This window comes from Myxococcus dinghuensis, assembly GCF_024198235.1.
Taxonomy (GTDB): Bacteria; Myxococcota; Myxococcia; order Myxococcales; family Myxococcaceae; genus Myxococcus; species Myxococcus dinghuensis.
Genome location: NZ_JAKCFB010000013.1, coordinates 53,530 through 66,293, shown reverse-complemented (window position 1 = coordinate 66,293; position 12,764 = coordinate 53,530). Strand labels below are relative to the sequence as shown.

9 protein-coding genes are annotated in these 12,764 nt (G+C 70.9%); all 9 read left to right on the top strand.

All coding sequences use genetic code 11. The features are described from left to right. Nucleotides 1-120: 120 nt before the first annotated feature. The 9 genes from LZ198_RS18865 (at nt 121) to LZ198_RS18825 (ending at nt 12,736) form a co-directional block, all read left to right on the top strand. Nucleotides 121-753, top strand: coding sequence for an RNA polymerase sigma factor (locus LZ198_RS18865; RefSeq protein WP_253973392.1), 633 nt, complete (start codon nt 121-123; stop codon nt 751-753). After that, complete coding sequence (locus LZ198_RS18860; RefSeq protein WP_253973391.1) at nt 750-1,376, top strand: hypothetical protein; 627 nt, start codon at nt 750-752, stop codon at nt 1,374-1,376. The genes LZ198_RS18865 and LZ198_RS18860 overlap by 4 nt, the downstream gene beginning before the upstream one ends. Before the next feature lie 112 nt (nt 1,377-1,488). Beyond that, nucleotides 1,489-2,925, top strand: a complete 1,437-nt coding sequence (locus LZ198_RS18855) for an ATPase domain-containing protein (RefSeq protein WP_253973390.1) — start codon at nt 1,489-1,491, stop codon at nt 2,923-2,925. Between the two features lie 28 nt (nt 2,926-2,953). After that, nucleotides 2,954-3,328: a response regulator gene (locus LZ198_RS18850; protein ID WP_253973389.1), complete on the top strand. Its 375-nt coding sequence runs from the start codon at nt 2,954-2,956 to the stop codon at nt 3,326-3,328. A gap of 27 nt (nt 3,329-3,355) precedes the next feature. Next, a complete protein-coding gene (locus LZ198_RS18845) occupies nt 3,356-4,174 on the top strand; it encodes a hypothetical protein (RefSeq protein WP_253973388.1) in 819 nt (272 codons plus the stop codon). Nucleotides 4,175-4,369: 195 nt separating this feature from the next. Next, nucleotides 4,370-10,270, top strand: coding sequence for a HAMP domain-containing protein (locus LZ198_RS18840; protein WP_253973387.1), 5,901 nt, complete (start codon nt 4,370-4,372; stop codon nt 10,268-10,270). Next, entirely contained in the window at nt 10,267-11,100 is an 834-nt protein-coding gene (locus tag LZ198_RS18835; protein ID WP_253973386.1) for a CheR family methyltransferase, read from the top strand. Before LZ198_RS18840 ends, LZ198_RS18835 begins: the two co-directional genes overlap by 4 nt. Then, on the top strand, nt 11,097-11,645 hold the full coding sequence (locus LZ198_RS18830) for a chemotaxis protein CheB (protein ID WP_253973385.1): 549 nt from the start codon (nt 11,097-11,099) through the stop codon (nt 11,643-11,645). The genes LZ198_RS18835 and LZ198_RS18830 overlap by 4 nt, the downstream gene beginning before the upstream one ends. After that, entirely contained in the window at nt 11,642-12,736 is a 1,095-nt protein-coding gene (locus LZ198_RS18825; RefSeq protein ID WP_253973384.1) for a response regulator, read from the top strand. Before LZ198_RS18830 ends, LZ198_RS18825 begins: the two co-directional genes overlap by 4 nt. The last annotated feature ends 28 nt before the right edge of the window (nt 12,737-12,764 follow it).

The following is a 12,764-nucleotide window of genomic DNA, read 5'->3' as shown; positions in this document are numbered from 1 at the left end:
GTCGCGCGCGGGTTCCCGTGGATGTGTTGCGCGTCGTTTTCAAGGCTGAGACAGCGCGCGCGTCTTAGAAACAGACGCCGCTCCGTCCCGCCGGCGAATCACCTTCCAAGGAATGGGGACGTGAGCCGTGGGTGGGGTGTCGTGTCTGGATTCACCAGCAAGCGGGGCCCGGCGGGGCTGGAGGCCAGCGAGCGCGCGCGGTTCGAGGCGGCGGTGGAGCCGTTGCTGCCGCGGCTGCACCGCTTCTGCCTGGCGTTGTGTCACAGCCGACAGGAGGCGGAGGACCTGCTCCAGGACGCGTTGGTGCGGGCCTACCTGCGGCGCGGGGACGTCCACTCCGGTCCCTCGCTGGCCTGGCTGTGTGGCATCGCGCGCAACCAGTTCCTCGAGCACCGGCGCTCGGTGGCGCGCCGACGTTCGCTGCTGGACTCCGTCCTGGAGGGGACCACGACGGCGCTGGGCTCGCTGTTCGCCGGAGGCGTCGAGCAGCCGGACCCGGAGGCGCGGCTGGGCGCGTCCGAGGAGGTGGAGCGGTTGTGGTGGTGTCTGCGGCAACTGCCGGAGAAGTTCCGCCTGGTGGTGCTGCTGTGTGACGTGGAGGAGCTGGGCCACGAGGAGGCGGCGCGGGTGCTGGGGCTGCCGGTGGGGACAGTGAAGAGTCGACACTCCCGCGGGCGCGCGAGGCTGGGGGCCTTGTTCGCGGCCACGCCGGGGCGACACGCTGACGCGGTCAGTGAAGGAGGCCGCCCATGAGCGACCACGACGAGGTCCGTCCGCCCTTGTCCCAGGAGATGCGCTCCGCGCTCGGGGTGCTCCGCGAGGAGAAGCCCTCCGCGCGGCTGAGGGCCCGCTTGGGTGAGGCGCTCGTCAGGGCCGACGACGGACGCGCCTGCGCGCGCGCGGCGGGCGACGTGGCGCCGGGACCCTGGCGCTTGCTGCTGGCGTATCCCTCCGCCCTGGCGCTGGCGGGCCTGGTGCTGGGCGCGGGCCTCGTGCTGCTGAGCCCGCCAGGCGCGGCGGGGACTCGCGACGCGGAGCCGGTCCCCGCCCGCGAGGTGGCGTTCCGCCGCTCCGGCGCCGGCGAGCGGTGGCTGGAGCTGCCGTGGTCGCACGCCGTCCACTCCGGAGAGCCCGCCACCGTGTGGTTGGAGACATCACCGCCGTTGGATTTCCGTCCCCACCTGACGGGCCTGCCCTCCCTTGCGCTGGTCAATTGCGACGCGGCCCGCTGCGTCCATGCCTTCACCGCGCGGACCGGAGACGCGGCGACCCCCTTGCGCGTGCGCATCGAGCGGCCCGGCCGCTACGAGCTGCGCCTGTCCCACGTCTCCGAGGTCCGGCACGTCCAGGAGCGCTTCGTCGTCGTCGTCGATTGAGGACCGGGCTCGTTCGCGGGTCTGTAACCAATCCAGGGGCGCGGGCGCGGGGATTGGGGTATGAGCCCCCCTCATGTCTGTTTCCGAGCAACCCCCGAGACAGGATGCGCGCGTGTCCACCGGGGTCCCGGGTCTCGATGCCGTCCTGAACGGCGGGTTGGTGACCTCGGGTGTCTACATCGTCGTGGGTGAGCCCGGAGCGGGCAAGACGCTCCTCGCCAACCAGCTCTGCTACCACCAGGGGCGTGGGGGCGCGCGCTGCCTGTACGTCACGCTGCTGGCGGAGTCGCACGCGCGCATGCTCGCGAACATGCGGGACATGTCGTTCTTCGACCCGGCGCTGCTGCCCGAGGGCGTCTACTACGTCAGCGGCTTCCGGACGCTGGAGGAGCAGGGGCTGCCGGGGTTGCTGGAGCTGCTGCGGCGCGAGGTGCGCAACCACAACGCCAGCATCCTCATCCTGGACGGCCTGGTGCAGGCCCAGGAGGCGGCGGGCAGCAGCCGCGACTTCAAGAAGTTCATCCACGAGCTGCAGGTGTCCGCGGGGCTGGCCCGCTTCACCGCGCTGATGCTCACCAGCTCCAACGGCCCCACCGTCCACCCGGAGTACACCATGGTGGACGGCATCCTGGAGCTGCGCGAGCGGACCCTGGGCGTGCGCTCCTGGCGCGAGCTGCAGGTGCGCAAGTTCCGGGGCGGCGCCACGCTCACGGGCGTCCACACCTTCCGCATCTCCAGCGACGGCCTGGAGGTCTTCCCCCGGCTGGAGGCGCGGGTGCGGCGCGCGCAGCCCCCCGCGCCGGACGCGAACCGGGTCCACTTCGGCATCCCCTCGTTCGACGCGATGTTCCCCGCGGGGCTGGCCACGGGCTCCACGACATTGATGCTCGGTCCCCCTGGCAGCGGCAAGACGCTCCTGGGCAGCAGCCTGCTGGCCGAGGGACTGAGGCGGGGCGAGAGCTGTCTCTACATGGGCTTCTACGAGTCGCCCGAACGGCTGCTGCACAAGTTGGCGGCCGTGGGGATGGACCTGGACGGGGCGGTCGAGGCGGGGAGGATGCACATCCTCTGGCAGCCCCCCGCCGAGTGCATCCTCGACGTGCTGGCGCACCAGCTGCTCTCCACGGTGAAGCAACACCGCATCCAGCGCGTGTTCGTGGACGGCCTGAGCGCCATGGGGCAGGCGGCGCCGGACGCCTCGCGCATGGGCTCGTTCTTCGCGGCCCTCACGCAGGAGCTGCGCTACGAGGCGGCGACCACCGTCTTCAGCCTGGAGACGCCCCGGCTCTTCGGCCCCGTGCTGGACGTGCCGCTGGAGATCGGCCCGTCGGCGGTGGCGGAGAACCTCTTCTTCCTCCGCCACGTGGAGCTGGAGGGACGGCTGCGGCGGCTGCTGTCCATCTTCAAGCTGCGCGACGCGGACTTCGACCCCTCCCTCCGGGAGTTCGTCATCTCCCGCCAAGGCATCGAGGTGCAGCCCCCGTTCAACTCCAGCCTGGACACCCTGCTGACTGGCCTTGCCCGACACGCGTCGGGTGGACATCCCTGACTCATTCGCGAGGAGTGGCGCCCGCCGTATGGAGACCATCCTGGTGGTGGATGACGAGCAGGGAATCCTGGAGGCCCTGGCGGACCTCCTGCGTGAGGAGGGCTACCGGGTCCTGACGGCTTCCCACGGGCGCGAGGCGCTGGAGCGCATGGGCGAGCTGCGCCCGGACCTGGTCCTCACGGACTGGATGATGCCGGTGTTGGACGGGCCCGCGCTCATCGAGCGCATCCGGTCGGAGCCCTCCTGGAAGGACGTGTCCCTGCTGGGCATGAGCGCGGTGGACGTGGGGGCGCTGCGGGTCCAGTACCCGGGCATCCCCTTCCTCCAGAAGCCCTTCGACATCCCCGCGCTGATGCGACAGGTCCGCAAGGCCCTGGATGGCAGGCGCGCCTCCGCCGGCTGAGTCCTCGCTCCCGTTCCAGGAAGGCCCATGTTCTACCTCCTCAAGCTCGGTCCCGTGCCGCTCTCCCAGGGGAGCACACAGGTCTATCTGCGCATCACCGAGACGGGTGAGCCGGCGCAGCCCGTCTTCGAGCAGGACGACGACGCGGGGCTGCGCTCGCTGCTGGAGGGCGTGGACGCGAGCGACGTCCGCTGCGAGCCGTCCCTGGCGGAGGCGGGCGGGGCGTTGGGGCTGGGGGTGGAGGAGCCGCCGACGGCGGTGCTCTCGTCGCGCGCGGCCATCGCCACGTTCCTCGCCTGGGGCCAGCGCGGGCTGGCCGGGCTCGGCTCGGACAAGGCGCTGCTCTTCGTGCAGGCGGCCACCGAGTACTGGGACGCCCGGCCGTGGTCCCACTGGGACGACAGCCAGCCGTTCGAGGTGGCCGTCTCCGGCCCCATGACGCATACCTTCGAGGGGTGCGTCTTCCACACGGAGGACGGGCGCGCGGGGCTGGCGCTCTACTTCAAGCCGGGCGCGCTGCAGATGCTGATGGAGATGCAGGCGCGCGGCCAGGGCGAGGCGGCGCAGGCCCTGCCCGCCATCGCCGTGTCGCTGGACACCTCGCCGTCGTACGCGGTGAAGGCGCTGGCCGCGGCGCACCGGGTGCCTCGGCTGCCCATGCCCCTGAAGACCGGCCGTGAGGGCGTGGGCGTGCCGACCACGCTGGAGGCGCTGGTGCTGGTGGCCACGCTGCGCGCCGTGGCGCGGCTCACCCCGGAGCAGGACGAGGTCCACAGCAGCGTGGTGGCGGGCGACGAGCGGATGGAGGTCCGGGTCCGCGCTCCCACGCCGCGCGTGCGCCACTAGCAGGTCGGTGCCCCTCGGGGGCGGGGTGGGATTCACGCCGGGTGTTGCCCGGACAGGGCCAAGTGTCGGCTGGTGCACGGAGTGCGTCCCCAGTGTCAGGTGGTGACCAGCGGACCGGCCCGGGGGGGCTGTCTGGCTCTCCGGGGCGCGGGAGAACCGGAGTCCTTTCGCTGTCTCCAGTCGGGGCTCACTCACATGACCGTGAAGAAGGTTTCCTCCCGCCGCGCGCCCGCGTCGCCGCCACCGTCGCGCCATCAGGAGGACGACTCGGACACGCTGGACTCACGGCAGCTGCTGCGAGTGCTCACCGCCGTGCGCAAGGGCGACTTCTCCGTGCGCATGCCCGTGGACAAGGTGGGCAACGCCGGCAAGGTCGCCGACTCGCTCAACGAAATCATCGAGCTGAACGAGCGGATGACGCACGAGTTCGAGCGCATCGGCAACGTGGTGGGCAAGGAGGGCCGCATCACCCAGCGCGCCCACGTGGTCAGCGCCGTGGGCTCCTGGGCGGATTGCGTGGAGTCGGTGAACACGCTGGTCGCGGACCTGGTGCAGCCCACCACGGAGATGGGCCGCGTCATCGGCGCGGTGGCCAAGGGCGACCTGTCCCAGACGGTGGCCCTGGAGGTGGACGGCCGCCCCCTCAAGGGCGAGTTCCTGCGCACCGCCCGGCTGGTGAACGGGATGGTGGAGCAGCTCGGCGCCTTCGCGTCGGAGGTGACGCGCGTCGCCCGCGAGGTGGGGACGGAGGGAAAGCTGGGCGGTCAGGCCAAGGTGCGCGGCGTGGCCGGCACCTGGAAGGACCTCACGGACAACGTGAACTCCATGGCGTCCAACCTGACGTCGCAGGTGCGCAACATCGCGGAAGTGACGACGGCGGTGGCCAAGGGTGACCTGTCGAAGAAGATCACCGTGGACGTGCGCGGGGAGATTCTCGAACTGAAGAACACCATCAACACGATGGTGGACCAGTTGTCGTCCTTCGCCTCCGAAGTGACGCGCGTGGCGCGCGAAGTGGGTACGGAAGGCAAGCTGGGCGGCCAGGCCGTGGTGAAGGGCGTGGGCGGCACGTGGAAGGACCTCACGGACAACGTGAACTCCATGGCCTCCAACCTCACGGCCCAGGTGCGCAACATCGCGGAGGTGACGACGGCGGTGGCCAACGGCGACCTGTCGAAGAAGATCACCGTGGACGTGCGCGGGGAGATTCTGGAGCTGAAGAACACCATCAACACGATGGTGGACCAGCTCAACTCGTTCGCGTCGGAGGTGACGCGCGTGGCGCGCGAGGTGGGCACGGAGGGCAAGCTGGGCGGTCAGGCGGTGGTGAAGGGCGTGGCGGGGACGTGGAAGGACCTCACGGACAACGTGAACTCCATGGCGTCCAACCTGACGTCGCAGGTGCGCAACATCGCGGAGGTGACGACGGCGGTGGCCAACGGCGACCTGTCGAAGAAGATCACCGTGGACGTGCAGGGCGAAATCCTGGAGCTGAAGAACACCATCAACACGATGGTGGACCAGCTCAACTCGTTCGCGTCGGAGGTGACGCGCGTGGCGCGCGAGGTGGGCACGGAGGGCAAGCTGGGGGGCCAGGCCGTGGTGCGCGGCGTGGGCGGTACGTGGAAGGACCTCACGGACAACGTGAACTCCATGGCCTCCAACCTCACGGCCCAGGTGCGCAACATCGCGGACGTGACGACGGCGGTGGCCAAGGGGGACCTGTCGAAGAAGATCACCGTGGACGCGCGCGGCGAGGTGCTGGAGCTGAAGAACACCATCAACACGATGGTGGACCAGTTGTCGTCGTTCGCCTCGGAGGTGACCCGCGTCGCCAAGGAGGTGGGCACCGAGGGGAAGCTGGGCGGTCAGGCGGTGGTGCGTGGCGTGGGCGGCACGTGGAAGGACCTCACGGACAACGTGAACTCCATGGCCTCCAACCTGACGTCGCAGGTGCGCAACATCGCGGAGGTGACGATGGCCGTCGCGCGCGGCGACCTGTCGAAGAAGATCACCGTGGACGTGCGCGGGGAGATTCTGGAGCTGAAGAACACCATCAACACGATGGTGGACCAGCTCAACTCGTTCGCGTCGGAGGTGACGCGCGTGGCGCGCGAGGTGGGCACGGAGGGCAAGCTGGGTGGGCAGGCCATCGTGCGTGGCGTGGGTGGCACCTGGAAGGACCTCACGGACAACGTGAACTCCATGGCGTCCAACCTGACGTCGCAGGTGCGCAACATCGCGGAGGTGACGACGGCGGTGGCCAACGGGGACCTGTCGAAGAAGATCACCGTGGACGTGCGCGGGGAGATTCTGGAGCTGAAGAACACCATCAACACGATGGTGGACCAGCTCAACTCGTTCGCGTCGGAGGTGACGCGCGTGGCCCGTGAGGTGGGCACGGAGGGCAAGCTGGGCGGTCAGGCCATCGTGAAGGGCGTGGCGGGGACGTGGAAGGACCTCACGGACAACGTGAACTCCATGGCCTCCAACCTCACGGCCCAGGTGCGCAACATCGCGGAGGTGACGACGGCGGTGGCGCGCGGCGACCTGTCGAAGAAGATCACCGTGGACGTGCAGGGCGAAATCCTGGAGCTGAAGAACACCATCAACACGATGGTGGACCAGCTGTCGTCCTTCGCGTCGGAGGTGACGCGCGTGGCGCGCGAGGTGGGCACGGAGGGCAAGCTGGGGGGCCAGGCGGAGGTGAAGGGCGTGGCGGGGACGTGGAAGGACCTCACGGACAACGTGAACTCCATGGCCTCCAACCTCACCACGCAGGTGCGCGGCATCGCCAAGGTGGTGACGGCGGTGGCCAACGGCGACCTGAAGCGCAAGCTGGTGGTGGACGCGAAGGGCGAAATCGCGGAGCTGGCGGACACCATCAACGGGATGATCGACACCCTGGCGGTGTTCGCGGACCAGGTGACGACGGTGGCCCGCGAGGTGGGCATCGAGGGGAAGCTGGGCGGTCAGGCGCGCGTGCCCGGCACGGCCGGCATCTGGCGCGACCTGACGGACAACGTGAACCAGCTCGCCGCCAACCTCACCACGCAGGTGCGCGCCATCGCGGAGGTGGCGACGGCGGTGACCAAGGGCGACCTGACGCGGTTCATCACCGTGTCCGCGCAGGGCGAGGTGGCCGCCCTCAAGGACAACATCAACGAGATGATCCGCAACCTGAAGGACACCACGCGCAAGAACACGGAGCAGGACTGGCTCAAGACCAACCTGGCCAAGTTCACCCGCGTCCTCCAGGGTCAGCGCGACCTGCTCACGGTGTCCAAGGTCATCCTGTCGGAGCTGGCGCCGCTGGTGGACGCCCAGCACGGCGTCTTCTACATCTCCGAGCGCGCGGAGGCCGGGGAGCAGATATTGAAGCTGCTCGCGTCGTACGCGTACCGCGAGCGCAAGGGGCTCTCCAACACCTTCAAGCTGGGCGAGGGGCTGGTGGGGCAGTGCGCCCTGGAGAAGGAGCCCATCCTCCTGTCGGACGTGCCGGACACGTACATCCGCATCTCCTCCGGGTTGGGCGAGGAGGTGCCGCGCAACATCGTCGTGCTGCCCGTGCTCTTCGAGGGTGAAATCAAGGCCGTCATCGAGCTGGCCTCGTTCCACCGCTTCAGCGACGTGCACCTGGGCTTCCTCGAGCAGCTGACCGAGTCCATCGGCATCGTGCTCAACACCATCGCCGCGAACATGCGCACGGAGGCGCTGCTCAAGCAGTCGCAGGCGCTCACGGACGAGCTGCGCAAGCAGCAGGAGGAGCTGACGGAGACGAACAAGCGCCTGGAGCAGCAGGCCACGTCGCTCCAGCAGTCCGAGGAGCTGCTCAAGCGCCAGCAGGAGGAGCTGCGCCGCACCAACGAGGAGCTCCAGGAGAAGGCCAAGCTGCTCTCCGAGCAGAAGACGGAGGTGGAGCGCAAGAACGGCGAGGTGGAGCAGGCCAAGCGCGCCCTGGAGGAGAAGGCCGAGCAGTTGAGCCTCACCTCCAAGTACAAGTCGGAGTTCCTGGCCAACATGAGCCACGAGCTGCGCACGCCGCTCAACTCGCTGCTCATCCTCAGCCAGACGCTGAGCGACAACGTGGACGGCAACCTCACCGGCCGCCAGGTGGAGTTCGCCAAGACCATCCACGCCTCCGGCGCGGACCTGCTGGAGCTCATCAACGACATCCTCGACCTGTCGAAGATCGAATCCGGCACCATGACGGTGGACGTGGGCCCGCTGCGCTTCAGCGACCTGCGCGAGTTCGTGGACCGCACCTTCCGGCAGGTGGCGGACAAGAAGGGGCTCCAGTTCGACATCGACCTGACGCCGGGCATGGCCGGCGAGGTGGAGACGGACGCGAAGCGGCTCCAGCAGGTGCTCAAGAACCTGCTGTCCAACGCCTTCAAGTTCACCGAGTCCGGTTCGGTGGCGCTGCGCATCGGCATGGCGCGCGGTGGTTGGACGCCGGACCACCCGGTGCTGTCCACCGCGCCCTCCGTGGTGGCGTTCGCCGTGGAGGACACGGGCATCGGCATCCCCAGGGACAAGCACCACATCATCTTCGAGGCCTTCCAGCAGGCGGACGGCTCCACCGCGCGCAAGTACGGCGGCACCGGCCTGGGCCTGTCCATCAGCCGCGAAATCGCGCGGCTGCTCGGCGGTGAAATCCGGCTGGAGAGCGAGCCGGGCCGGGGCAGCAACTTCACCCTCTACCTGCCGCTGGACTTCGTGGTGGAGCGGCCCGGCCTGGAGCCCCGCGCGTCCTCCCTCACCGCCCTGGTCCACACCGCGCCCACGCTGCCCGCGCCGCTCCCGGAGGAGCCGCCCGTCGCGACGTCGCTGGGGGCGCCGGGCATCGACGACGACCGGAGCAGCATCCAGCCCGGGGACCGCGTGCTGCTGGCGGTGACCCACGCGCCGGACCACGCGGCGCGGCTGCGCGCGGCGGCGCAGGGCGCGGGCTTCAAGGTGCTCGTCTCCTCGGAGGTGGAGGGCGCGCTGGAGGCGGTGCGCAACGCGCGGCCGGTGGCCGTGGCGGTGGACCTGGACCTGCCGGAGATGGCGGGCTGGGTGGTGCTGGACCGGCTCAAGCACGACGCGGGGACCCGCGCGCTGCCGGTGTACACGGTGTCCGACGAGGACCACCGCGAGCGCTCGCTCAACCTGGGCGCCATCGGCCACCTGCGGGCCGCGGCGGACCCGGAGGCGGCGACCGCCGCGCTCGCGTCCCTGCGCGACTTCGTGGAGCGCAAGGGCCGGGGCCTGCTCATCGTGGAGGACGACGCCGTGCACCTCCAGTCGCTCCAGGAGCTGCTCGGCAGCGACGACGTGCACACGGTGGCGGTGGGCACCGCGGCGCAGGCGCTGTCCGCCCTGGCCGAGCGGAGGTTCGACTGCATGGTGCTGGACCTGGGCCTGCCGGACATGGCCGGCACGGAGCTCATCCGCCGCGTCCGGGAGACGTACGGCGCGGGGGGACCGCCCATCATCGTCTACACCGGCCGCGAGCTGTCCCGCGCGCAGGAGACGGAGCTGCGCCGGGTGGCGGAGGCCATCGTGGTCAAGGACGCGCAGAGCCCGGAGCGGCTCCTGGAGGAGACGAGCCTGTTCCTCCACCGCTCGCCCGCGCAGATGACCGAGCCCAAGCGCCGCATGCTGGAGAAGGCGCGCGAGCGCGACCCGCTGCTCGTCAACCGCAAGGTGCTGGTGGTGGACGACGACGTGCGCAACATCTTCGCCCTCAACACCGTGCTGGAGCGCTACGGCATGAAGGTCGCCTTCGCGGAGAGCGCCCGCGAGGGCCTGGCCCTGCTGGAGACGGAGGGCGACATCGAGCTGGTGCTGATGGACGTGATGATGCCGGAGATGGACGGCTACCAGGCCATGCGCGCCATCCGCCGCATGGACCGCGTCGCGCACCTGCCCATCCTCGCGCTGACCGCCAAGGCGATGAAGGGCGACCGCGAGAAGTGCCTGGAGGCGGGCGCGTCCGACTACATCACCAAGCCGGTGGACATCGAGAAGCTGCTCAGCCTCCTGCGCGTGTGGCTGCACGCGCCGCGCGGCGCCCAGGCGCGGGGCGCGCGCACGGAGGTCTCCGGGTGAGCGCCGGGGACTCGGCCGCGGCGCTGGAGGCCCTGGAGGCGGACCTGCTCCTCGAGGGCGTGGCCCGCCACTGGGGCTTCGACCTGCGCAGCCATGCCCGGCCGCTGCTCCTGCGGCGGCTGCGCCAGCACCTGCGCGAGGAGCGGCTGGCGTCGTTCTCCGCCCTCCAGGCCCGGGTGCTGCACGACAACGAGGCGCTGGAGGCCCTCCTGCGCACGCTGTCCTGCGCGGAGCCCACGCTCTTCACCGACGTCGCCTTCTTCCAGGACTTCCGCGCCCGCGTCGTCCCCGTGCTGCGCACCTGGCCCTCCGTGCGCGTCTGGCACGTGGGCTGTGGCACGGGGGAGGGCACCCACGCGCTGGCCATCCTCCTGCACGAGGAGGGGCTGTGGAGCCGCTGCCGGCTGTACGCGTCCGACGCGTGCGAGGGGCTGCTCTCGGACGCGCGCACCGGCGTGGTGCCGCTGCCCGACGCGGCCGCGGCCGCGCGGTACGTGGAGACGGGCGGGAAGGGGCGGCTGTCGTCCTGGTACACGCGCGACGGCGACTGGGCGCAGCTTCGCCCGGAGCTGCGCGAGCGCATCTTCTTCACCCAGCACAACCTGGCCACGGACGGCTCGTTCAACGAGTTCCAGGTCGTCGTCTGCCGGGACGTGCTGCTCGCCTTCGACCGCACCCTGCACGACCGCGCGCACACGCGGCTCCACGAGAGCCTGGCGCGCTTCGGCTTCCTCTGCCTGGGGCGCAAGGAGTCGCTGTCGCGCACGCCCCACGCCGCCGCGTACGAGGAGCTGGAGGACACCGGCCGCATCTTCCGGAGGGTGACATGAGCGTGGGCCTGTTGGTGGTGGGAGCGCCCCGGTCGGCGGCGTCGGATGTGGAGGTGCTGCTGTCGCGCCTGCCCGCGCTGCTGCCCGTGCCGGTGGTGCTGGTGCAGCACCGGGGGCCGCTCGACGCGCTGGCCGCGCCGCTGGGGCGCCGCTGTCCGTTGTCGGTGGTGGAGCCGGACGACAAGGACGACCTGGTGCCCGGGCGTGTCCACCTGGCGCCGGCGGGCTACCACCTGCTGGTCGACCGGGGCACGGTGTGTCTCTCCGTGGAGCCCCCCGAGCACGGGTGCCGTCCCTCCATCGACGCCCTCTTCGACTCCACCGCGGACAGCCATGGCGCGTCCGCCGCGGCGCTGCTGTTCGCCGGACACGAGGACGGCCTCGCGGGCCTGGGCCGGCTCCGGTCGAGGGGAGGCCGGGTCGCCGTCGTGGGCGAAGCGGAGGAGGCCGGGGTGGGGCCGGAGGTGGAGCGGCTGTCGCTGGCCGACGTCGACGGGTGGCTGTCGCGGTGGGTCCACCTGCCGCGCGGCCGGGTGTCGCCATGAGCGCCGCGCCCCCGCGCGACAAGCTCCCCGCCGTCACGGTGGAGCCCGTCGCCATCCTCCTGGTCGACGACCAGCCGGAGGGCCTGCTGGCGCTGGAGGCGACGCTCGCCCCGCTGGGACAGCGGCTGGTCACCGCGCGCAGCGGACGCGAGGCCCTGCGTCACCTGCTCACCCAGGACTTCGCCGCCATCCTCCTGGACGTCGTCATGCCCGGCATGGACGGCTTCGAGACGGCGGGCCTCATCCGCGAGCGCGAGCGCAGCCGCCACACGCCCCTGCTGTTCCTCACCGCCTTGTCCCGGGGCCAGTTGCCGGAGCTTCGCGCCTACGCGGTGGGCGCGGTGGACTACCTCCTCAAGCCCTACGAGCCGGAGATCCTCCGCTCCAAGGTGGGCGTCTTCGTGGACCTGCACCGCAAGACGGAGCTGGTCCGGCGGCAGGCGGAGGCGCTGCGCGAGACGCAGCGGCGCGAACACGAGCACGAGCTGGCGGAGGCCCTGCGCCGCGCCGAGGAGGAGCGGGGCCGCGCGCGCGAGGAGCTGCTGCGCCGGGAGATGGAGTCCCACCGCAACCAGCAGCGCTGGCTGGAGGCCGTGCTCGCCGCGCTCCCCACGCCGCTCGCCCTGGTGGAGCCCGGCAGCGGACGCACCCTGCTGGCCAACCGGGCGGCGCAGGGGCTGGCGGGGGGCTGCCTGGCGTACCGCGAGGCCCAGGGCCTCCACGCGGAGGTCGTCGTCCGGGGAGCGGACGGCCAGCCGCTGCCCCAGGCAGCCCAGCCGCTGATGCGCGCCGCCCGAGGCGAGGTGCTCCAGGGTTCGCGAGTGGACTGGGAGCTGGGTGACCAGCGCGGGGCCGTGCGCGCCTACAGCACACTGCTGCCCAGAATGTTCGGACGCCCGGAGACGGTGTTGTTAGCGCTCCTGGATGTGTCTCCGCCCGACGCCACCTCACGCCTCGCCGAGGGCCTGCGTCACCTCGCGGGCCCCGGCCCCGCGCCGGCGCCCCAGGCACCTCTCCCCACCCAGGGGAGCAGCCTGGCGGAGGAGCCCGCCGCGCAGGAAGGTGAACACGCCGACGCAGGAAAAGGTTGACGCACAAAATATCGTGGGCAAGGTGGGC